The organism is Mesotoga sp. H07pep.5.4 (genome assembly GCF_003664935.1).
GTDB classification, from domain to species: domain Bacteria; phylum Thermotogota; class Thermotogae; order Petrotogales; family Kosmotogaceae; genus Mesotoga; species Mesotoga prima.
Genome location: NZ_JFHM01000026.1, coordinates 118,841 through 141,316 on the forward strand (window position 1 = coordinate 118,841; position 22,476 = coordinate 141,316).

Below are 22,476 nucleotides of genomic sequence, written 5' to 3' on the forward strand. Positions count from 1 at the left end.
CTAGCTAGATAATTGAAAGAAAGAGATGATTATCTATCTCTTTGCCCTAGGGCATTATCAATATGATTCACTGCTTACTATGCTATATCAGCAGATAGGATGAGACTCCTATCCTTGCCCCGAAAAAAATCTCACTTAGATCTCAACCTGATATTTCATACCAGTTCCATCGCTCTTTCTTTTCATTCGCTGAAGTCTAAAAACTGACAGGCAAACAGCGTGAAATCGTTTCCAAGCTTGAAGCAAAAAGAGTGTCCAACCTACTTAGAAACCTGGCTTAATACCTAGTAACACGCTTTCAATCTTCACAAACTCCATAGCCCTTTCTGGGAAACTAACTCATGCGTTTTGTTTATCTATATGATGTCGAACTCTTGGAAATAGCCTGCTAAAAGAGTCCAGAGTATGAGGTTGAGGTCACAGAAAGGAGTTCCATTAATTATCAGACCAAGGATAGGAAGCTCTCAAAACCAAAGCGGAAGCTGTTTCACATTTTGACCAATGAACGGCTCCTCTTCACTGTCTCTTTCGATCATGCCGGATAACAGTCGGTATATGTCGGGCTCCCGGGAGATCATATCAATGTCAAGCGGTATCCCTCTCATATCTATTAGCTTTGCGTTTCCTCTTTCTTCCTTACCGAGGTCAAGCACAAACAGTGCGCAGTAATTCTTTTCAATGCATTCTGTAGCCCCTGACCAAGTCCCACCCTTTTCCAGATCACTTCGTACAACTACGCCAAAGTCGGAAAGCGAATAGATATATTTGTTTCTATCCATTGCCCTCCAAACAGTGAATTTTTCCCAAGGAGGGAACGCTGACAGCAATACGAGACGACCATCCCTAACAAATCTGGAGATCTCATCCTTTTTTATGAAACTCTTGAGAGAATCAGCTACAATACCGGCAGCAAGACCTCCGTTCTGAAGCGATCCCATCATAGCGTGCATATCAACACCTTTTGCAGCACCGGAAACTACTGTTACACCTGACTGGGCACATCTTTTTCCCAAGAGATGAGCTTGATCAAGCAAAGATTGAGAGGTTTTTCTGGAACCTACGATTGAAACCGCCTTATTGTTTAGTATTGAAAGGTCTCCCGCATAAAAAATCAATGGCGGTGCAAGATGCTTGAGCTTATCCAGCAGTTTGCTAGGGTACTCCGGTTCTGCACGCGATATCGCACGAATGCCTTTTTCTTCGAGATTTGAAAGCTCAATCGCGAGAGAGTGCTTCCTACTCAAAAGGCCCGCTATAAGTTTCGCAGATTTTTCGTCTATCTCAAGCTGCTCGCCAATTTCCGCTTCACTAAGCTCCAGGAGCTTGGAAGGCCTCGAAAGCGGAGAAGAGGCAATGCGCCTGGCAAGGTTGTTAAAGTTCTTCAAGTTGAGAGGTTTGAGATCGTTGTTCCGCTCTGCATCAAATCTGATTGTAAGGAGCATTATCGAATGCCTGTCGGATATGTAATCATGACTCGTCGTCATCATAACCACCTTCCCACGAAGCCGATAAAGCAAAGGGATAAACCGCACCGGCGTTTTTCTTCTTCAGCAGATAAGCTATTACTGTAAATGTCCATCTCGAATCGACAAGGTCGTCGACAAGGAGGACTCTCTTACCCCCAAGATCAAGAGAAACTTCAAAAGCGGAGAGTACATTCTCAAACTGCATAGATGAGTTTTTCATGGCCTTCTGTTCATGTGTTTCCTTTTTCTTCACTACACAATCCGGTATGTAACTCAGACTAATGTCTTTAGCCAAAGCTTCCGCAAATCTAGAGACCAGATAGGGACGCCTGAGAGACGGAACGGACACAACAATTTCTGGAAACGGTTCAGGCGACCAGTAATCGGTAATCAAGTCCTTAGAAGCGGCTACCAATTCACTTCTGAAATGTCCCCTTTCGTATTTATCCTCCTTAACCATTCTACCCCAACCGGCATCACCATAAATGCTCAACGAATAACCAGCTTCATATCTGAAGGGTTCCGGTATTTGTATCATGTCTTCAAATCGATAAGGGAACCTTTTCCTTGGCTCAATTCTCACGAATCTATTCTTAAGAAACTTCGCGGCTCTCTGAACGAGCTGAGGGTTTGTACCCCTTGGTCGAAAATCACCCGCACAGTTGCAGCATCTACCGCAATCTTCACTGAGATTATCATCAAGCTTACTGACGACGTACTTCATAAGGCATCCTTTCAGTTCAAACAATGCCTTCACATCCTTGTACTCTTGTTTTCTCTGATGAATTATTTCCTTCCACCTTTCACTGTTAGGACTCCACCTGTTTGCGGTCCTGATGTATCTGGAGCCATTTCTGGTAATAATACCATCGATTTCAAGAATCTTAAGACACTTTTCGATTTCCGATATTTTAGCGTTTATTGATCTCATTATCTCGGCTTTACTTCTTGGAAACTGCCCAATCAATTCTACTAGCGTTTCAATGACCGCCCTTTCAGGAAAAGCATTTTCAAAGAAGTAATCGTGAATATCATCGTCTTCCTTACCTCCTAGAAGAATAACCTCTGCAGAATCTACTGATCTTCCTGCCCTCCCGATTTGCTGATAGTAGGCTACTATCGACGATGGAGTTTGAAAATGAATCACGAAACCAATGTCCGGTTTATCATATCCCATACCCAAAGCCACCGTACTAACCAAAGCTTTTACCTCGTTTTTCATCAGCAGTTTTTCCAGCTCTTCTTTTCTTTCGTTATTCATTTGCGCATGATATGCAGATGCATTTATATTGTTATCTTTGAGCCATCTGGCGACTCTTTCACAGTCAATCTTCGTCAGACAATAGATGATTCCTGATCCTGGAATGCTGGGTAAGTTCTCAGCAAGCCATGCCAGCCTTTCAGACTGATCTGCAAGTCTCACCGCCTGAAGTTTCAAGCTTTCTCGCTTCAGTGGACCTCTAATGGTAAGAAGATCTTTGCCGAACTGCTCTTCAATGTCTCTCACTACTCTGTCGTTGGCAGTAGCTGTTGTTCCTAACAATGGGGCTCCCTTCGGAAGATTTGAAACTATACGCACAATTCTTCGATAGTCTGGCCTGAAGTCATGACCCCAATCCGATATGCAGTGTACTTCATCGACTACAAGAAGTCCTATATTGAACGAGACGAATTTCTCAAGAAAACCTTTATTCCCTAGTCTTTCTGGTGAAATGAGGAGTATATCTACTTCATTTTTTCTTGTTCTTTCAATAATCTCTTCCCATTCAGTTGAATTCGTACTATTTACAGTTTCTGCGATGATTCCGATTCTCTTGGCCATGTCGATCTGATTTCTCATCAATGATAACAACGGACTTACAAGCAATACTACAGCCTTTGATTCTTTCCTCAGAAAGTATGCAGAAAGAAAGTATGTTATACTCTTTCCCCAGCCTGTTTTCTGGACAAGAAGAACCTTCCGGTGTTCGTTGACAACTGCGTTGATTGCTTCCCACTGATCTGGTCTGAATGACACCCCTTTTCCAAGCATTTTCTCCAGAATTTGCTGAGCTTCTTGTTTCTCTACCATCCGTTACCTCCGTGAATAGATTTACTACATGGAATATCAATTCTCTGAACTGTCATGACAAATCGAACAGAATGATTTCAACTATCGATAATAGACGACAGCGTAGTCGCCGTTGTCCTTAACAAAGCATATTCCTGCCCAGGAGCTCCAATGATCCTTGCAGAAGCTGAGACAAAGTCCCAGGGGATTCAAGATACTACAAGAAGTAGTATTCAGATAAGTGAAAAATTCGAATTCTTTGCGAGTCATTGCTAAAAACCTGCATATTCTAACTAGTTGTCAGTTATTGCCCAATTCATATGCCATATATTATTAGTTTACAAAGATTACAATAAAAAATCAAATCGCGCCGCTTACGAGAAAACTTTCACAGAGGTGTGAAACCATTAGCTAAGAATGGCTTTCAAGGATTCTGGTTCGTTCAGAAAAGATTTCTGAATTGATCCTTCTGGCATAGTCTCTGCCAATTTAGAAGACGTTTTCTCAGATCACTTCGAGTCTGTGGCTTCTTCACACGTGTATTCGTTGTTGGTCCGGACTCACATTGGGTACGAAGACGGTTCTATAAGAGTTTCTTTTTCAGGTGGTTTTACTTGTCGAAAGCTTCATGTGCTAGACTACCCTTGTCGGTCAAAGAATTGCTCTTAAACACCGGAATCGGGAATTATTTCCTGAAGAGCCGAGATTATTCAAGTTGCATTAGGCAGCAGATACTAAAGAATACATTACCGAGATATACTCATGACCGATTCGTGAATTCATAACAGCCCCGGGAGGCAATTATGGCTAACAAGAAAAGAGAAGATGAATGGAAAGAAGTCAAGAAGAGATGCAAGGTCGGTGACGAAACGATACGAATGGCGAAGGAACTGGGAATAAACCCAAGGACGATGATAAAGAATATACCCAACAAAGCGGAGAAATGGAAGGCGCCCGTCGATGTCTGGATAAGAGATATGTACGATGACATGAAAGAGAGGAGCGCAAAGAAAGCAAAAGCGAAGGCAAAGCGGCTGAGAAAAGAAAGTGAAGAATCTGCCGACGGTTCGTCTCGACTGGATGACAGCGACAAATCAGATAAGCAAGACTGAAGGTCGTTATCAAAGTTGTGAAAAGCTCTATGGTAATCAAAGGGCATAGATCCCGATTAATTCTTTTGTCTCTAAGAAAAGAGGACTGGAAAGCGTAAGTGGTATAACGGAACTTTTTAAAGCTCCGACATGAAAGATCTTCCGAACAAAAGCCTCTACAGCTAGTGGAAACTATCATAGTTCTCTTAAGTTAGTTCGATAGCCAGAATGGTTTTTCAGATCTTTCGAATGTCTAGAGATTCATTTCAGGCCGAATCAGGAGCCAGAACACCTGAGATCACAAAGAGCGTTCCAATTGACCAGAGCTGAGGGGAACAACTTGCGGGATATTCCGCAAGTCTCCCGGCTGTTTCAGACGTGGAGAGACCGCTGAAGAGTTCTGGGAGGCGATTGTCGTGATACTTTTCCTTCGCCTTCAATAGATCTAATGCTAGCCTCTTTGCCTTTTCCGAAAAGCCGTAATTGATAAGCCCAAGTAGAATCAGCGAGTTGTCGTGAGGCCAGACGCTTCCGTTGTGGTAGGAGAAGGGATTGTAGCGCTTCATCTTGCTCGAGAGAGTCCTTATTCCCCAGCCTGTGTACATATCTTCGGAAAAGAGCCTTTCAGCCAGCGCCACTGCTTTGTTTTCGTCCACTATTCCAGTCATTAGACAGTGGCCGGGGTTAGAGGTTATCGAATCTACCGGAGTTTTGTTCTTGTCGAGAGCAGTAGCGAAGTAGTTCTCGCTATCGAGCCAGAAATCACGGTTGAAATTGATCTTGAGAGCGGCCGCTCTAGAGGCACAAAGAGAGGCCATCTCTTGTTTGTCAAAGAGAACAACGAGCTTCTCGAGGCATTTGAAAGCATCGTACAGATAGCCCTGAACCTCTACGAGGGCAAGGGGCGGTTTGGCAAGCCTGCCGTCTGCAAAGCTCACCGAATCGGCAGAATCCTTCCAGCCCTGATTCACGAGGCCGCCGCCAGAAGGAGCAAATTCGACATATCCGTCGTTATCGGGGTCGGCATATTCGTCGATCCACTTTGCGGCTGCCATGATGTTCTTCTCGATGGATTTAATGAAGTCAAGGTCGCCTGTCTGCCGGTAGTACCTGTGAGATAGCATTATGAAGAGAAGGGTCGCATCGATCGTTCCGTAGTATCTTTCGAAAGGCAATCTTCCTGACAGAGAAAGCTCGTTCAGGCGGGTCTCGTGGACAATCTTTCCCGGCTGAGTCTCGGAATCAATCTCTTCTTCACAACTCTGGAGAAGAGAATGGATCTTCAGTATGTTCCTCGTTATCTCTGGAAGAAGATCGACCGTCTGGAGTCCGAAGATTAGACTGTCTCTTCCGAAGACGGTGGCGTACCATGGAAGTCCTGCGCCCGGAAAATCGCCATATACCGTCGGAATCATAAGCATCTTCAGATCTCCAATTTCCCTTTCGCCTACTTGATTAACGTTCCCAGTCAACTGGAGATTCCCCACAGGTCTCTCTGAAAGCATATCCTTGAAGATCTCTTCTTTCTTCACGGCCTTGCTCAATCTCAGTTTGCCCGAGGCCGTCGCGCTTTTCCCCGGCCTGAGCTTTAGAGAGAGCGAGGGTAGCGAGTTTTCTATGGTATCCTTTTCGAAGTCGCTTTCATACTGAAGGCTGTTGGGTGAAGATGACCATGCCGTTCTGGATATGTCCAACCCAGCATACGCATCGTTCTCTCCCCTTATCGTGAAGATATCTTCGAAGGCGCAGCTGATTTCGTAATCGAAAGTCAGCTGAACCTCTTCAAGCGAATAGTTTCTCACCGTCAGTTCGGCATACAGGGTATTGCCTTCTACCCTGAGGGTTTCAGATAGGAAGATGTCGAAGTTAGAAACGTCGGGTCTTGATCTCCCCAGATAGCGAACTTCTATTCGGTCCCACGAGAAATCTACATGGAGTCTCTCGAGGTAAATCGAGGCTTTCAAAATCATTCTGGATATGAAGCGGGTATCTTCCAGATAAAGGCCTGCCGCCTTTTCGCTCTCACAGTCTATAATCCCTCTTTCATCGGTAACTGCCATGAGATTCCCGTTCTTGAAGATCTTCATGGTTTCACCCCTTTTGCCGATCTATCTGATAGATTCCGAAATCTTTGTCTTGCATCAAAACAGGCTGCTTTCAGGGCTTTGATTCCCAAGATTTTTGCCGGCCGTAGAATTCTTGTATTGGATTAATGAGAAATCGAAAAAAACAACTATGATAAGATTTCGGCTCTTCACTTTTCTTCGGTCTTCTCGATTTCTTCCTGTTTCAGCCTCAGCGCCTCCTCAAGCGGTTCGCCGAGAAGATAGTGGCTGAACCAGGCGAGATTCTGTCTCATTATCGCTCTGTGGAGACCGGGCTTCTCTGCGACGTGCCCCATGCCCTTGTAGATCACCAGCCTTACGGGAACGTTCATCTCTCTCAGCCCCTGATAAAGCTCGAAGGCATTCGCTGGGGGAACCCTCGTGTCCGAGCCGCCATGTTGTATGAGGGTAGGTGTCGAAGCATTCTTTATGTAAGAGATAGGTGACGTCTGCTCGTATATTTTCGGATCCTCCCAGGGGTTGTTGCCGAGGTAACGGTGACAGAATTCATGGATGTCGGTATTCGCGTGATAGGTCATCCAGTTGGATATACCGGCTCCCACTGAAGCGGCTTTGAATCTGTTGCCGTAAGTCGCACAGAAGGCTGAGATGTAACCTCCCTGGCTCCATCCCATGACTCCAACGAGATCTTTGTCCACAAAAGCTTTTTCGATAAGATGATCGACACCGCTAACCACGTCTTCATAATCTCCAATGCCCAGGTTTCTGTAATTCAGTTTCTTGAAATCTCTCCCGTGGCCTTCGCTCCCCCGGTAATTCGGCTCCAATACAAGAACCCCTTTGGACACAAGCTGCTCCACAGGATAATAGCTGCTCGTGACCATCGCCGCAAAGGCCGTCCATGTCGGACCGCCGTGTACAAGCACGACGAGCGGGTATCTCTCGGAGCCGTCGAAATCTTCTGGAAGATTGAGAACGCCGTGGATCTCCGTTCCGTCATAACTTTTCCATGAGATCCGTTCCTTCTTCACCCTCTTTCTCACCGGGCAAGAAACGGCGATCTTCGTTATCCTCTTTCCGTCTAGAAAGATTTCAATAGGTTCCTCCATGGTTGCCATGGCAATTGCACGGTGTTTGCTATCAAGAGTAACGCTGGAGGCCAGAACCAACTTGTCCTGATCTGTCAGGCGCTCGAGATGGCCATTCATATCCAGCAGGCCAAGGCTCATTGTGCTGTTCTCGATCCAGCTCACGAAGAAGCCCTTCTCTGTCCAGGAGACCAGTTCAACGTTCAGATCGTCTTCGACGTTGACCCGCTCTTTTGACAGATTTGAGAGATCTACAATCTCGATAGCACCGTTATCCATCCAGGGGTCTTCTCCATCGGGAACGACGACGGCAAGTCTCTTCGAATCAGGAGAGAAGGCGAAGCCTCTCGGATATTTGAAGAGTAGTTCTTTCAGTTTTCTTTCGCTGTCCATGAGCATAACCTTCGCTTCATCGAAATCGTTAATATCGCTCGTCGGCGGAGCCATGAGTGCCACGTAATTGCCGTCCGGAGAAAGAGAGATCGAAGAAACATGGAACTTCTTCTCATCTGTCAATTTATCGAAAAGAGTCTCTTCAGATCTCATATCCTTAGGCAGTTCGAACCTTGAAGAGTACTTGTTCAATGCAGATGAGAGATGCAAAAAGTAAAGAGAACTGTTCTTCGGTTCCTCGTCTATGTATTCGATTTCACCGTAGTTCTCCTTCCTCTTTTTCAGTTCATCGCTTTCAGGAGAGTCGGCAACCAGGTAAAGCCCGTCGTTCTTTCTGCTCCACTTTATCTGATTTATGTCGTTTTCGAAAGTCAGCAGCTTGAAAGCTCGCTTCTCTTCGAAATCGAAGATCATTACATCATTCTTGTTTTCGCCGCCGATTTTCTGGAGAAATGCAAGTTTCCTCGAATCGGGAGACCAGTCGGGAAGAGAGCAGTCGAATTCATCGTTCGAGACATGTGAAGCAGTCCCGCTTTCAGCATCATAAACCACAACTGTCTGCAAATACTTGTTTGTGTTCCAGTCGGCGCGCTTCAGTATATAGGCAAGTTTCTTTCCATCTGGCGAAATTACCGGATTGTTTACGATCGGAAGCGAAAGCTGCTCTTCAATCGTGAGATATCTGTCGCTCAAAACACATCCCTCCCATCTAAGATAAGAAAACTATACTATCATAGTCTATCCTTTGAAAACAAACAAAAGACCTGCCAACAGTCTTCTCTCCGAATCAAAGTCTATTTCAAACGCTTGCCATGACCTTACTTTAAGACACAGGATTCTAGCTCACAGATATGTATAACCTTGAAGAAGATACATAGGAGAGGTTTTTTATCGTTCATCTTTTTGTTATCGCATCCATTCTCTTGGCAGGATTCACTCGGGCTTCAGATAGCAGGTGCCAATCCCGACTGAATGAATCAAAGGAGATGTCGGCATGAAGATTAATTTCCTTCCCCACTCACGATTAGGCAAGTGGGGTTTCTTTCTGAGTCTGGCCTTCGTTTTTTTGCTCTTTGCCCAGATACAGTTCTCATTGATTCCTCTGCCGGTCTTCTCTCTTCTTACTCTGGGAGTGGTGGGCTTTGTCTTATCTATCATCGCTTTTATAAAGAAAGATAAAGCATTGGGAACACTGCTTTCCATAATTATCGGAGCCGTTATTATCTTCGTCTTTGGATCGATACTGGTCATGTCTACCGACCTCTTCAAAGGCTTTCCCGTTGCGAAGGACTACCTGCAGAAGGCGGAAGGAGAGGATTTGTCCGGAGACGGAATGAATCTCGGAGATATTTCACAGTCAGGAGAGCAGATCTTTCTCGTAGAAAAGGACAGGCTGTACACCATAAACATCGACTGGACGAATCGAAGAGAGGTAACGGATTCTCCGGTCAGTTCTATCTTTCTTTCCGGTGACTGGATTTACTTCACAAACGATCGCGATGTGAGCAACCTGTATAGAATGAGGAAGGACGGAGGCGAGCAAATGAAACTGAGTGAGGACAATGTCGCCCATTTCTACGTTCTAGGTGATCACATTGCCTACAGCACGAAGAAAACGCTGGCCGAGTTCAACGAAATAAAGAAGGAAGCGCTAAATACAGAAGACGCAACAGTGGAAAGCGATGTGGGGACACTATACATGATGAAAACAGACGGCTCGAAAAAAATCGCGCTCTGCAAAGTCTCCCTGGAGCCGGGCAGGGTAATGATATCCGAAGAGTGGATATACTTCGAAGACTATCAGAAGCTGTGCAAAGTAAGGATCGATGGATCAGATTACACTGTGATCTCTGAAAAGGGGAGGTTGGGTTTCGTTGAGAATGGTTGGGTTTACTTCATATCGGTTCTCGATCCAGAAACTCGAGCTTATGATGATCTTGAGATCTGCCGTATGAAGAAAGACGGATCCGAAATTACGGTTCTCTCCTCTGTGAACAAAGTTAGCAGCTCTTGTTTCGATAACGGTTGGTTCTATTACGTTCTCCATTCAGAAAAGGGTCTGTACCGAATGAGGCCAGATGGATCGGAAAGAGAGAGACTCAATGAAATAAACATCTGGCAATTCGACGGTGTAGCCGGAAACTGGATGTACATTACTGACTATGCCGGCCCCAGGTATCGCGTAAAGCTAGATGGCTCGGTAGGCACCAGAATAAACTGAACCCTTTCTTTTGACCGGGTTACACATTCCGCTTATCATCTTCAACAACCTTGTTTTTTTCGAAGACCCGCAGGTTCGAAATCCTTGTTCTTTTGCTGTATGAGTTTCCGGCCACGCTGAAATCTATGCAATGGAGACAAAGATAGGAACTATCCAGGACGGGAGAAGTGTGTTTTCCTTTCTTCCTATCTTGCATGTCTTTCACTTCGCACTATCTTCAAAGAGACGAAAGGCCTTCAAGCCGGTAGATTATCGAAGTGGGTAAAACGTATGAAAGACTATAATAGTTATGAATTGAAGATGAGGAGACTACACATGAATACTGTTGTCTGTATTGGAGATAGTATCACCTTTGGTCGAGTGGGTGCAAGTTACTTTGAGATGCTGAAAAGCGAATTTGGTGGAAAATACAAGTTTATAAACAGTGGAATAAATGGAAATCTTTCTTACGACGTTCTAAAGAGAATAGACAAAGTGACCAGTTTGAAGCCAGATATCGCTATTCTCCTCGTAGGAACAAACGACGTGTGGGCAACCTACTCAGAGAGAACCATGAAAGCCTACATCAGAAAGAACAGACTACCAGAGAGACCTTCAAAAGAGAGCTATGCCAGAAACTTCGCTGAAATCCTGCAAAGGCTCAAGACCGCTTCCATTGCTCATATAGGAGTGATGTCGCTTCCTTTGATTACAGAAGAACCCGAACATATTCTCTTCAAGAGAAGCGTGGAATACTCTGAACTGATTAAGAAGATAACTTCGCAGATGGACTTGTGCTATCTAGATCTCAATGAACGTCAACGCGATTATCTGACAAAGAATAAGAAAAGTTCTCCCTCAGGGCGGAAAGTCTCCTGGGAATTCACATTACGGATGATCTTCAAGCATATCCTATTGAGAAAGAGCTGGGACGCACTATCGCAGGAAAATGGATTTCTGTTGACGGTAGATCATGTTCATCAAAACAGCACAGGAGCGGCCTTGATCAAGGATTGCGCCTCGGAGTTCTTGAAAAAGCTTTCGCTTCCAGATGGCTGATTTCTTCAACGCACATACTTAGAATAGTGATCATTAGCTGTTCAATTATCCAATTCGATCGGGTTCCTGTTTAGGGGAATTCTTCCTTCTTCATAAATATGTTAGAACGAATCGTCTAGAACGAACCGAAAGAGAGTGCTGATAACTGAACAACATCTACTGTTTGATTCATCAAAAACCAATAGATCCTGTGCAGAAGCACTCACAGTGACCATAAAAAGGAGCCTCAAACAGGAGCCCTGAACATAATCCCAAACAGAACCATTTTGGGGCAGGTTTTCAGGGCAGGCTATGCAGGATGATGAAGTAAGGAGTTGGTACAAGTCGCTGGGGCCAAAAGTCTTCTCTTGTTCCAGGTTATTCCCCTTCTTCAAGTCATTCTGAGATGATCATGCTCGGAATCTCAACGCGAAAAACGTGAACAGTTGTAAGTGCCAAGATCCAAGTTGTAAGTTATAAGAACAAAAACTAAGAAGGCAGTTCTCAGCAGATCATCGAGCGAAATCTAGAAGATGGACCGACTCTCTCGGAAGTGAGCGAAAACCTTTTCTATTCACCCTTCTACTGCACAAAGAAGTTTCACGCTCTAACAGGCATGAGGCTTAGAGACTACGTCCGGCTTAGAAGGATCTGTAAGGCCGCACTAGAACTCCGGGATACAAAGAAGTCGATCGCAGAGATAGCAATCGACAACGGGTTTTCCTCACAGGCGGCTTTCAGCAGATCGTTCAAGAAAGCGTATTCGATTTCACCCAAAGAGTTCAGAGTGTCTCCAAAGCCCCTTCCCCTTCTGCTGAAAAGGATCGTCTACGATCCCCACGTTTTGGGCATCAAAAGGAGGTGCGACTTGAGCGAAAAGGAACTGGAAAGGATCGAAGTGAAGATCGAAAGACTTCCCGCACACAAGTTTATCGGAATCAGGAACATCAACGCTAAGGGATACTTCCACTTCTGGGAACTTCAGGAAAGCATTCCCGGTCAAGATTGCCACACTGTTACGGGTCTACTCGAAAGCATCCAGAGCCTTCACGGTCAGATCGGAGGATGGTACTTCGAAGGAGATAAGCGGGGCTATCTATACGGAATCGAAGTGCCGCTCGATTACAGCGGAGAGATACCCGAAGGTATGGAGTGTACCGTCGTTCCTGAAAGCGAGTATGTGGTCTTTTACTATCCGCCGTACGATTACGATGAAAACAACCCAGCTGTGATGTCAACTGTCAATGAGCTTGCATGGAATTGGAATCCAGAAGATTCCGGCTACGAATGGAACACTGAAAATCCGATCTATCAGAGAAGCGACCCCGAGAATTATGGATATGCTATCTGCCGTCCCGTTAAACCTCTGAAGAAATAGCAGAAAAAGCCCCAGGCGCCGGGGCTTACTATTGGACTTCCTTTTGGTCGATAATCATTGAACTTTTAAGTACTTTTGTTTTTGAGTACTAGCTCTGCTGTAATCAAAGCAACAATAACGCGTCTGCAACGTCTGATGATAGAGAGCCCTTGTTAACTTGGCATAGAAAGAAGAAAGTGCGAGTGGTTTTTCCAGGTATCTTGACTGCGATAACTTGAGCGAATACCTCATAATCGACACTAGAGTTTTCCTCAGTAAAGATTTCCATCATATCTCCCTTCAGACAAAAATAAACGACTCTCTTTCCTCTTGAGAGGACTTTGTTTCAGATGAAGCGAGATGGTATTCTTTTTATGAGTAATCGATTACGTAATCGATTACTTAGAGAAGGAGAAGTGAAAATGGCCGTTAGAATTAAAGATGTAGCGCGGAGGGCAGGAGTTTCAACTGCCACTGTTTCAAGAGTCCTGAATAACGTTTCCACAGTCAGTGAAGAGAATAGAGAAAACGTTCTCAAAGCGGTCAAGGAGATGGGCTACAGTCCTAATGTTCTGGCCAGGGGCTTCAGAATGAAGAAGACTTTCACCGTGGGGATGGTTCTTCCAGATCTATCCAATCCACACTTCCCGTTGATGATGAAAGGCGCGGAGGAAGAACTCCGAAGAAAGAGCTATAACCTGATAATTGCCAATTCAGACGGCAAGCTGGAATTCGAGAGGGAGGCAATAAGTACGCTCCTTTCGAAGCATGTCGATGGAATTCTCTTCATTGGATCCGGCTACAATAAGTCGGTCGAAACCCTAATAGAGGAATCCGGGTGCCCGATCGTATTATTGGGAAGACGCTGGTCCAAGGCTCTTCCATCCGTTTCCATAGACAACTTCAGCGCCATGAAGAACGTTTTTGATCACCTCTATAGCGAAGGGCACAGGAGTTTTCTTTATCTTGGCGGTCCTGAAGATGTTTCGAGTTCAATAGATAGAGAAGAGGCTGCCAGGGCTGTTGCGCAAGAATATTCCGGCGTAGTGGTGAAGATAACGAGAGGGCAGTTCACATACGAATCCGGTTATGAGAGGGCGTTTTCTGAGCTGTCGGACCACGGAAGCGGTTATGACGCGGTTGTCTGTGCGAACGATCTGATAGCCTTCGGAGCTCTTGTTTCGTGTAAGGCTCTTTCGATAGGAGTTCCCGAAGAGATATCGGTCACCGGATTCGACAACATCTTCCTTTCGGCCCAGTTCACTCCGGCTCTGACAACTCTAGATCAGAACACATACGAAATAGGGAGAAGAGCCGCGAACCTACTGCTCCAGTATATAAGCGGCGAGAGGAAGAACAAGATCTCTTTTCAGCTCGGAACCAGGCTGATTATCAGAGAATCTTCAAGGGCACGAAGGAAGTGATTTCGTGATAGCGACTAGGCTCGTCGTTATAGGGGATCTGCATGCCGGACCCGATAGGTCGTCACTCAGAGGTACCCTCGTTAACGATCTCCTGAGTGAATGGATCGACTTTGTCAACAAAAGCATTGAACCGGATGCAATTGTCGAGCTCGGAGATAGAATTAACCCCGTCGATCGGGAAAGCGATATCAGGACACTTGGAGAGATGTCTAGAATACTTTCTAGATCAAGGTGTCCGGTGTACTACATTACCGGGAACCACGATCTGGACAATCTTACTCAAGAGGAACACGAAAAAGCTATAGGCAGCAAGCTTGGTAACCGATACGTTGTAGTAAAAGGATTACGTTTACTGCTTCTCAATACTCAGGACCCGGTTGTCCAGGGTATTGGAGGTATGGTCTCGGATGAAGCTCTCGACTGGCTTGAAAGGGAAATTGGAGCTTCTCCAGAGAAGAAAGTCGTTTTCACTCATCAGGCATTAGATGAACAGCCGCTCAAGAGGAATGTCCATTTTGAGAACATCGAGAATCTTGCCTACGTTGTAAACAAGCGAGAGCTTCTGCGGATATTTGAAAAGGCCGGAAACGTAATTGCCGCAATAAATGGCCACGTTCACTGGCCAAGCATTGCCTCTGAAAACGGAATTCTCTACGTCTCGGTGCCCTCGTTCACGGACACATGGAATCAACTAGGGAGCATCCCGGGTTCGTTTACTTTGATCGACTTCAGCGGAGAAGAAATAATCGTCGAAAACCATATGTTTAGACCGTCTATCCTTATGGGTCGCTTCAGAACAAACCGCAAAAAGGAGGGGTAAGAGATGAAACTTGGTTTCAAGACTTTCTTAGTGATCTTGATTTCACTTGTGCTAATTGCCGGAACAGCACTGTCCGTAACAAACCTTAGATTTTTCTTTCCCGTTCAGGTGGCAGGAGCACTTGCCGTACTAATGGATGGAGTCGTTGCAGACTTCAACAGCGAGCATCCAGATATCTTTGTCGAACCGATTTACAGTGGAAATTACGACCAGACAATGCAGAAGGCTGTAACAGCCGCTCAAGGAAAGAATCCTCCAGATGTTGCTCTTCTTCTCGCCATAGATATCTTCTCGCTTCTGGACATGAATCTTATAGAAGATATGGATCAGTTCCTGGTGGGAGAAGATGCGAACTTCACAGAACCTTTCTATGCCGGTTTCCTTGAGAATTCGATGATCGACGGCGTAACATGGAGCATACCATTCCAGAGAAGCACTCCGATTTTCTACTACAACAAGGATCACTTCAGAGAAGTGGGACTGGATCCAGAAAATCCCCCGAAGACTTGGGAGGAGTTGCTTGAGGCAGCGAAAAAGCTGACAATCAAGGATTCGCGCGGAAACGTTACTCGCTGGGGCTTCGAAGACATTACAGACGATACATGGACAATTCAGGCATGGATTCTTCAGGCCGGCGGAAAATACGCAGATGAAACGGGAACTGAGTCGTACTTCGACACGCCCGAAGTTGCAAAGGCCGTTGAGCAATGGTCCTACATGGCCAATGTCGAGAGAGTGATGCCAAGACACCGAAGCTATGGAGCCGCATCCCAGGACTTCGTTGCCGGTGCAACATCTATGATGTACAATTCTACAGGTAGTCTCAGCTTCGTAAAGAGCTCGGCCACATTCGATTTTGGAGTGGCTCCGCTTCCTGGAGAAGTCAAGACAGCAGTTCCAACGGGAGGTGGAAACCTCTACATCTTCAAGGGAATCCCCGATGAGAACAAGGAAGCCGCATGGACCTTCGTCAAGTGGCTTAGTAAACCCGAGAACTCGGCGAGATGGAGCATCGGGACGGGATACGTTCCGGTTCGAAAAGACGCCTTCGAGACTGAGGCTCTAAAGGAATTCGCGGAAGGATTCCCCTACATTTTAGTAGCAAGGGATCAGCTTGACGTCGCCAGAAGAGAGATGGCTTTCCACAGTAACTCGCAAGTTAGGGAGCTTTTCCTGACAACTCTTCAGAATATCCTGGATGAGAGAGTGTCGATCTCCGCAGGGTTGAAGCAGTTGCAGGAAGAAGTCGAAATGATTCTTGCTCCATTCAAGCAATAAGACCTAAATGACCATTGCCGGGAGGTGTGTAGATTGAAGACGAAAACGAAAAAGAAGATTTTGCCGTGGATTTTCATAGCGCCGACATTCTTTTTCCTTGGCATGTTTACATACTACCCGGCATTCAGGTCTCTCTTTCTGAGTTTCATGAGAATGAATATGGCAACGCCGGAGCCGGTATTCACGGGCCTCGACAATTTCAAGAGAGCCTTCTCGACTCCTCTCTTCTGGCAGGTAGCTGGGAACAATCTCTTCTACGCATTTATAACGGTCCCCATAACTATGGCTCTGGCGTTGTTTCTTGCTCTTCTTGTGAACCAGAAGATCTTCGGAAGCTCTTTCTTCAAGACTATCTATTTCTATCCTAACGTCATACCGATGGCCGCCGCTTCAATGATCTGGTTATATATCTTCCTTCCAGGCTATGGGTTTTTGAATTACATTCTCGGTAAGATAGGCATCCCTAGCATAGAGTGGGTAAGCGACAGCAGGTTTGCTATGTGGGCCCTGATTATTGTGGCTATCTGGAAGAACGCAGGATATTATATGGTGATCTTTCTCGGTGGATTGCAGCAGCTTCCCACGGAAATCTACGAAGTCGCCACTATTGATGGAGCCTCAGCCTGGCGCAAATTCTGGAAAATAACCTGGCCCTTGCTATCGCCGACAACATTCTTTGCATTCATAATCGCGGTAATAAACTCCTTCCAGGCAGTCGATCAGATCTATCTAATGACGAGAGGCGGTCCGGCAAACACTACTAACATGTTTGTCTACTACATCTATCAGGTGGCCTTCAAATACTGGGACTTCGGTTATGCCTCCGCACTCACCGTGATTCTTCTTGTGCTCTTGTTGATATTTACAGTCCTTGCCTTCTTCTTCATGGAAAGGAGAGTCTTCTATGAATCGGGTGAGAGACTATGACGAAAAGAGGAAGAACGACCAGATGGGTCTCGATCGCGCTGATGATAGTCTTCGCCGTGATTCTAGCTTTCCCTCTTTACTGGATAGTCGTTACGGCTTTCAAAGATCCGACTGAAGTCTTCTCGATGGTCCCAAAGTGGCTTCCTGAAAAATGGACGCTTGACAACTTCAAAGAGGTCTTCAACATAATCCCCTTCGGGAGATACTATTTCAACACGATTCTCTATGCCTTTGGACTTCTCGCAGTGCAGCTTGTAACAGTTACTCTCGCCGCTTACGCGTTCGCCAGAATGGAATTCAGATTCAAGAAGATTCTCTTCATGATCCTGCTTGTCCAGCTCATGATTGCTCCACAGACTCTCATTGTGCCGAACTACTTGACGATCAGCAATATGGGCCTGCTAGATACGAAAACGGCTATTGCGCTTCCTTACGTGGCCTCTGCGATCGGCGTCTTCTTGTTGAGGCAAGGTTTCGCCGCAATCCCGAGAGAACTTGAAGAAGCGGCGACTATTGACGGCTGCGGAACCTTCAGGTTCATGATCTCGATAGCCATCCCGTTGCTTAAACCGACATATCTTGCCTTCACCCTCATAAGCGTGACGTATCACTGGAACGAATTCTTCTGGCCCCTGATAGTTACAGACAGCGTGAAGGCCCGGACGCTTACAGTCGGTCTTGCGATGCTGGCGGAGGCTTCAGAGAGCGCCGCGGCTTGGACACTGCTGATGGCGGCGACGCTTCTGGTAATACTGCCATTAATCATATTCTTTGCGATATTCCAGAAGACATTCATATCCAGTTTCATGCAGTCAGGAATGAAGGGGTGACGGATAGAACCAGGGTTGGGGATTGCGGGTTCGCGGTAGAAAAGACGAGAATGAACCGGGTTTGCCGTTGAACGGTTGTCCGTTCTCCGAAAAGAGCCGCTCATTGCTTGCTAAGATACGCTGAACGCTGGAAAGAGCAAACATGAGGCTTCTCCGGCCAGACTTTGCCTTCAAAAGATCTGAAGAAATACTAATGAATACATTGATACTTCCTCGAAACTCAAGACGCCTGATCTTCTCACATATCTCTAGCCATCTTGACAAGTCTTGAAGCTCGATCTAAATCTACTTGGTTTGTTGTTTGACCGTCCACTTTTATTGAAGTTCCTACGATGACTCCATCAGCTATTCGAAGAATATCCTGAACATTCTCTTCGGAGACACCGCTTCCAACCCAAATGGGTTTTCTGATCACTTCTCTCATTCTAGACAGATATGCCATGTCAATAGCATTTCCAGTCGTTGAACCAGTAATTACTAAATAGTCAGCGAATCTATCGGCCATTTGCACAAAGTAGTTGGAATGGCTTTCAGAAATAACTGAAAAAGAGTGTTTGACTTGAACATCAGCGGCAATACGGACGGTTGAGTTGATCGCCTTTCTATATCTAAGGGCTTCTGCAGCGACCGGTCCGATTCTTCCTTCTGCACAAATCCTCTCTTCAGTGAATGCTGCGATTCTAATAAAAGAAGCTCCAGTTGACGATGAAGCTGCGATCATCTCTCTCCACAGATTCATCTGGACACTAACACCAATCTCTATTCTAGCTTTTCTTACAACAGTCCTAAGAATTGCAACATAGGCTGCAAATGCTTCCAGTTCCATGGAATCCACTCTAAAAGGTTCATCGGAGATGTTCTCCACTATTGCTGACTCAAATCCAGCCTTTTCGAGCGAGTCAAGATCCGCAAGAGCTCTTTCTTCTAGGCGTTCTAAATCAAGCTTATTCCCAGGAGAACCAGGTAGAGAACCAAGATGAATCATTCCGATCAGCTTCTTCATCTTTGCTACTCACCTCCTATTCCTTTACCTACACCAACCATTAGGGATACTATGTCTTCATGGTTTGCTTTTGCTGTGGTCAATTCTCCTGCTATTTGTCCTTGTCTCATGATAACAATTCTGTCTGAAACTTCAAAAACGATGGGGACTGAATGAGATATCAGAATCATTGGAATTTCATGTTCCTTTAGCTTCAAAATTAGATCGATTATCCTTCTAGATTCTTTAATCCCCATTGCAGCTGTTGGTTCATCGAGTATTAGTATTTTGACGCCAAAGGATACTGCTCTACTAAGTGCAAGAGCCTGACGCTGACCTCCAGAGAGATTTCTGGTCTCAGTTTTTAGCGTCTGAACTGTAGAAACCCCTATTGACTCCAGAGCTTTCCTGGTTTTGACTTCCATTGCTCTTCTATCGAGGATTTTCATAACCCCTAGATTGATTTTCGTTATTTCTCTACCAAGAAACATATTCGAAATGAGATCCATCTGTCCTGCAAGAGAGAGATCCTGGTAAACTGTCTCTATACCTTCCTTTCTCGCATCAGATGGATTCCTAATATTTGCCTTTTCTCCATGAATGAAAATGTCCCCTTCATCGGGAATATACACACCTGAAATGCATTTTACTAGAGTTGACTTTCCGGCTCCGTTGTCGCCCATCAAAGCAACTGTTTCCTTTTCGAAAAGCTGGAAATCGACACCTCTTAAAGCTTGAACACCTCCAAAATGCTTTTTTATATTCTTAACTTCAAGAACTGCTTTTCTATCTTCCATAGTTACCCCCGATCATGGATAAATTCTTTTACTTCGTCCATCGTTGGTATTGAAGATTGAGCGCCTACTCTTGATACAGCCAACGCAGACGCATGCCTTGCAATCCTAATTGATTCTTCAAGAGAAAGACCTTCATCTATTCCGTAAAGTATTCCTCCATCGAAAACATCGCCCGCTGCAGTTGCATCAACCTGCTTCGCTTGTACAGCTTTCCATTCACCTAAGACCTTCTTATTCTCATAAAGCAAACCGCCTTCTCTACCCATCTTTAAAAAGACGATTCCAGCTGCCCTAAGCAATGCTTCTTTCCCAAGCAACGTCCATTCATTCCTATTAACAAAAACATAATTTGCATCTAGAGAGAACTCCAACGTTTTTTCGGGCCAAGTTCTGCAAATCATGCTCCCTGGATCAAAAGAAACTTTCGTTTCCTTGCTGACAACTTGTTTGATCATGTTCCAATGACTGGGAGTTCCGCCGCTAATATGGACAATGCTGCACTCTTTAAGCAAGGCTATTGTTTCTTCAGTCATTTCGAAATCTAGATTAGGTCCAAGATAGGTCATTAATCTCCTATCGCCTGCCAAATCGTAGACAGCAATACACACTGCAGTGTGCAGCTCACCTGAAATCCTCACTGCGGGTCTTACGTTGTCCTTCTTGAGGCTCTCCACAAGGAATCTGCCATAATAGTCGTTTCCAACCGTCCCGAAAAAGGTTATTTCTGCTCCTAATCTAGCAGCCGCAACTGCAGTATTGGCACCTGTCCCTCCCGGAATTTCCTTCAAAGAATTAACAGCGACTTCGTCATCATTTGAAGGATATTTTTCAACTTCAGCAGCAAAATCTAGAATTATGTTTCCAAACACACCTATCATACTATTCACCGGAAATTGAGATAAGCCGTAATGGGTTTTCGTGGAGAAGCAATAAGACGTCATCTTCAGAAAACCCGGCTTCGTAGAGCATTGATACGAATCTCGTCAACACATGGTCATATCCGTGGCCTCCATACTTGTGTAGGTGGCTCTTTCTAGATACATCTGAGGAAAGAATTATCTTATTACCAAGCCCCTTTTCAAACAGAAATCTTATCATTTCCACTCGCTCAGAATCGGGGCGATAGTCTGTACGCCCAATATTATCAATGCAAACAAATGCTCCCCTCTTGGCTACTTCAAAATGGATATCCGGATCGGGATACAAATCCATATGACCAATACCAACCTTTTTGGTGTTCACACCCTTCTTCTCCAAGAAATCCAACTGTTCAAGAGCATTAAGACCGAAATATGTGTGAGTGATTATTGCAGCTCCGGTTGCTTTATGAGCGATAACAGCAGCTTCGAAGACCCTTTTCTCCGCAGGAAGCACTTGTTGACCCCAACCGATTTCACCAATTACTCCAGCCTTAACATCAGTACCGTCGATCCCTTCTGTTATCTCTCTAACAAACCTTTCAGCCAGAGAATTTGCACTACTTGTGATTGCTACAAGCGGAAGATAAAGGCCGAAGTAAAATCCTGTCGAACATACCACTTTGTTTGAACAGTTCATTGCTATGTGTCTTAAGATCTCGGGATTACGGCCAGTATTAGTTGTTGAAAGGTCTACTAACAGATCTCCTCCTGCTCTCGAAAATTCCTTGAGTTCTTCAATTATTGTCTCAGGCTCAGTCATACATGCATCTGGATCATGTTTGATTCTAGATGTGTCGAAATTCAGGTGCTCATGAACCAATACCATTCCCTCTATGCTCTCTGATGACACATCCCCAAGTACCGTTCTTACGAATCCTTCCATATTTACTCTCCCCTGAATTTTCGGACGATTCTCATGAGCCTCGTTACTTTTTCCGAGTCAACAGGATTCCACCATTTGTCATCAACTTTAAGATGAGTACCGGCAATCGCACCTTCACATTCACCAAGTATTCTCGTGATGTTATTCTCACAAGTCCCACTGCCGACAATCACTGGAAGTTTCGAGGCAGCTTTAATCCTTCTGATTTCGTCGGAGCTAGTTTCATCGCCCGTTCGCTCGCCTGTTGCAATCAAAACATCTGCTGCAAAAAATACATTATCAAGAGCCTGCTCTTCAACAGATCTATCAGCAGTAATCGCATGACTGCCGTGCTTAACATGAACGTCAGCAAAAACCTTTATGCTATCTGATTTCAGGAAAGATCTGTATCTTAATGCTTTGGCTGAAGGACCTTCCACAAACCCTTCGTTAGCTACATAGGCATTTGCCCACTGGTTGCATCTAACCCACAGAAGACTTGAAACAGATGCAACAGCCATAGCTGGCACTACACCATTTGCAAGCATGTTGACTCCAACTGGTATATCGAACTTCGTTCGTAGTTCCATTGCAACGGCCGTCAAACCGGCTACCGTTTCGAAGGAAATATCCCTAGGATTGGGGAACGGAAGATCCCAAGCGTTCTCAATCTGCAGTCCATCAATTCCATTCTCTACAAATGTTCTTGCATCTTGAACTGCAGCGTCAAGCGTTTCTCTGAAATTACCATTATAAAATGGTGATCCCGGTAATGGTTTGCAATGGATCATTCCAATTACAATCTTATCTTTTCCAAATATTTCTTTGAGTGCATTTGGTCGGTCAGGAAAGACATCTTTGAACAAAGTAATCACATCCAATCTATA

At 45.1% G+C, this 22,476-nt stretch carries 18 protein-coding genes; 9 read left to right on the forward strand and 9 right to left on the reverse strand.

The genetic code is table 11. The features are described 5' to 3' along the window. Window positions 1–464: 464 nt before the first annotated feature. Window positions 465–1,487 (reverse strand): DNA-processing protein DprA, encoded by a 1,023-nt coding sequence (locus Y696_RS11695; RefSeq protein WP_121510610.1) that lies wholly within the window; start codon window positions 1,485–1,487, stop codon window positions 465–467. Then, window positions 1,468–3,537 carry a RecQ family ATP-dependent DNA helicase gene (locus Y696_RS11700; protein ID WP_121510611.1) on the reverse strand — a complete coding sequence of 690 codons (2,070 nt, stop codon included), beginning with the start codon at window positions 3,535–3,537 and terminating at the stop codon, window positions 1,468–1,470. Before Y696_RS11700 ends, Y696_RS11695 begins: the two co-directional genes overlap by 20 nt. Before the next feature lie 782 nt (window positions 3,538–4,319). Between Y696_RS11700 and Y696_RS11705 the strand changes: the two genes are divergently transcribed. Next, window positions 4,320–4,628: a hypothetical protein gene (locus Y696_RS11705; protein ID WP_121510612.1), complete on the forward strand. Its 309-nt coding sequence runs from the start codon at window positions 4,320–4,322 to the stop codon at window positions 4,626–4,628. Between the two features lie 245 nt (window positions 4,629–4,873). Here Y696_RS11705 and Y696_RS11710 read toward each other — a convergent pair whose 3' ends face one another. Further along, window positions 4,874–6,694 (reverse strand): MGH1-like glycoside hydrolase domain-containing protein, encoded by a 1,821-nt coding sequence (locus tag Y696_RS11710; RefSeq protein WP_121510613.1) that lies wholly within the window; start codon window positions 6,692–6,694, stop codon window positions 4,874–4,876. Between the two features lie 167 nt (window positions 6,695–6,861). Beyond that, the gene (locus Y696_RS11715) at window positions 6,862–8,847 is read right to left on the reverse strand and encodes a S9 family peptidase (protein ID WP_121510614.1); all 1,986 of its coding nucleotides are present in this window, start codon (window positions 8,845–8,847) and stop codon (window positions 6,862–6,864) included. A gap of 301 nt (window positions 8,848–9,148) precedes the next feature. Here Y696_RS11715 and Y696_RS11720 point away from each other — a divergent pair, with 301 nt between their 5' ends. The 8 genes from Y696_RS11720 to Y696_RS11755 all read left to right on the forward strand — a co-directional run bounded on the left by Y696_RS11720 (window position 9,149) and on the right by Y696_RS11755 (window position 18,028). Beyond that, the gene (locus tag Y696_RS11720) at window positions 9,149–10,375 is read left to right on the forward strand and encodes a DUF5050 domain-containing protein (protein ID WP_121510615.1); all 1,227 of its coding nucleotides are present in this window, start codon (window positions 9,149–9,151) and stop codon (window positions 10,373–10,375) included. 270 nt (window positions 10,376–10,645) lie between these two features. After that, window positions 10,646–11,413: an SGNH/GDSL hydrolase family protein gene (locus tag Y696_RS11725; RefSeq protein ID WP_259459941.1), complete on the forward strand. Its 768-nt coding sequence runs from the start codon at window positions 10,646–10,648 to the stop codon at window positions 11,411–11,413. Window positions 11,414–11,945: 532 nt separating this feature from the next. Beyond that, window positions 11,946–12,770, forward strand: coding sequence for a helix-turn-helix domain-containing protein (locus tag Y696_RS11730; RefSeq protein WP_220668798.1), 825 nt, complete (start codon window positions 11,946–11,948; stop codon window positions 12,768–12,770). Between the two features lie 401 nt (window positions 12,771–13,171). Beyond that, window positions 13,172–14,173, forward strand: coding sequence for a LacI family DNA-binding transcriptional regulator (locus tag Y696_RS11735; RefSeq protein ID WP_183084224.1), 1,002 nt, complete (start codon window positions 13,172–13,174; stop codon window positions 14,171–14,173). A gap of 4 nt (window positions 14,174–14,177) precedes the next feature. Next, a complete protein-coding gene (locus tag Y696_RS11740; protein WP_121510619.1) occupies window positions 14,178–14,993 on the forward strand; it encodes a metallophosphoesterase in 816 nt (271 codons plus the stop codon). Window positions 14,994–14,996: 3 nt separating this feature from the next. Next, the gene (locus Y696_RS11745) at window positions 14,997–16,271 is read left to right on the forward strand and encodes an ABC transporter substrate-binding protein (RefSeq protein WP_121510620.1); all 1,275 of its coding nucleotides are present in this window, start codon (window positions 14,997–14,999) and stop codon (window positions 16,269–16,271) included. Window positions 16,272–16,304: 33 nt separating this feature from the next. Further along, window positions 16,305–17,198, forward strand: coding sequence for a carbohydrate ABC transporter permease (locus Y696_RS11750; RefSeq protein WP_121510621.1), 894 nt, complete (start codon window positions 16,305–16,307; stop codon window positions 17,196–17,198). Next, entirely contained in the window at window positions 17,195–18,028 is an 834-nt protein-coding gene (locus Y696_RS11755) for a carbohydrate ABC transporter permease (RefSeq protein ID WP_220668799.1), read from the forward strand. Before Y696_RS11750 ends, Y696_RS11755 begins: the two co-directional genes overlap by 4 nt. A gap of 238 nt (window positions 18,029–18,266) precedes the next feature. On the opposite strand, the gene Y696_RS11760 is transcribed toward Y696_RS11755, so the two are convergent. The 5 genes from Y696_RS11760 to Y696_RS11780 are packed head-to-tail and all read right to left on the reverse strand — an operon-like array spanning window position 18,267 to window position 22,464. Next, the gene (locus Y696_RS11760) at window positions 18,267–19,031 is read right to left on the reverse strand and encodes a BtpA/SgcQ family protein (protein WP_121510622.1); all 765 of its coding nucleotides are present in this window, start codon (window positions 19,029–19,031) and stop codon (window positions 18,267–18,269) included. Between the two features lie 5 nt (window positions 19,032–19,036). Beyond that, window positions 19,037–19,807, reverse strand: coding sequence for an ATP-binding cassette domain-containing protein (locus tag Y696_RS11765; RefSeq protein ID WP_121510623.1), 771 nt, complete (start codon window positions 19,805–19,807; stop codon window positions 19,037–19,039). Between the two features lie 2 nt (window positions 19,808–19,809). Then, window positions 19,810–20,685, reverse strand: a complete 876-nt coding sequence (locus Y696_RS11770; protein WP_183084225.1) for a carbohydrate kinase family protein — start codon at window positions 20,683–20,685, stop codon at window positions 19,810–19,812. A gap of 1 nt (window position 20,686) precedes the next feature. Continuing rightward, a complete protein-coding gene (locus Y696_RS11775; protein WP_121510625.1) occupies window positions 20,687–21,610 on the reverse strand; it encodes a phosphotriesterase in 924 nt (307 codons plus the stop codon). Window positions 21,611–21,612: 2 nt separating this feature from the next. Further along, window positions 21,613–22,464: a BtpA/SgcQ family protein gene (locus tag Y696_RS11780; RefSeq protein ID WP_409071684.1), complete on the reverse strand. Its 852-nt coding sequence runs from the start codon at window positions 22,462–22,464 to the stop codon at window positions 21,613–21,615. Between the last annotated feature and the right edge of the window lie 12 nt (window positions 22,465–22,476).

Bases quoted from the DNA above. Each gene is read 5' to 3' on its own strand.
- Y696_RS11695 (WP_121510610.1), bottom strand. From the start codon at position 1,487: ATGATGACGACGAGTCATGATTACATATCCGACAGGCATTCGATAATG.
- Y696_RS11700 (WP_121510611.1), bottom strand. From the start codon at position 3,537: ATGGTAGAGAAACAAGAAGCTCAGCAAATTCTGGAGAAAATGCTTGGA.
- Y696_RS11705 (WP_121510612.1), top strand. From the start codon at position 4,320: ATGGCTAACAAGAAAAGAGAAGATGAATGGAAAGAAGTCAAGAAGAGA.
- Y696_RS11710 (WP_121510613.1), bottom strand. From the start codon at position 6,694: ATGAAGATCTTCAAGAACGGGAATCTCATGGCAGTTACCGATGAAAGA.
- Y696_RS11720 (WP_121510615.1), top strand. From the start codon at position 9,149: ATGAAGATTAATTTCCTTCCCCACTCACGATTAGGCAAGTGGGGTTTC.
- Y696_RS11725 (WP_259459941.1), top strand. From the start codon at position 10,646: ATGAAAGACTATAATAGTTATGAATTGAAGATGAGGAGACTACACATG.
- Y696_RS11735 (WP_183084224.1), top strand. From the start codon at position 13,172: ATGGCCGTTAGAATTAAAGATGTAGCGCGGAGGGCAGGAGTTTCAACT.
- Y696_RS11745 (WP_121510620.1), top strand. From the start codon at position 14,997: ATGAAACTTGGTTTCAAGACTTTCTTAGTGATCTTGATTTCACTTGTG.
- Y696_RS11755 (WP_220668799.1), top strand. From the start codon at position 17,195: ATGACGAAAAGAGGAAGAACGACCAGATGGGTCTCGATCGCGCTGATG.
- Y696_RS11760 (WP_121510622.1), bottom strand. From the start codon at position 19,031: ATGAAGAAGCTGATCGGAATGATTCATCTTGGTTCTCTACCTGGTTCT.
- Y696_RS11765 (WP_121510623.1), bottom strand. From the start codon at position 19,807: ATGGAAGATAGAAAAGCAGTTCTTGAAGTTAAGAATATAAAAAAGCAT.
- Y696_RS11770 (WP_183084225.1), bottom strand. From the start codon at position 20,685: ATGATAGGTGTGTTTGGAAACATAATTCTAGATTTTGCTGCTGAAGTT.
- Y696_RS11775 (WP_121510625.1), bottom strand. From the start codon at position 21,610: ATGGAAGGATTCGTAAGAACGGTACTTGGGGATGTGTCATCAGAGAGC.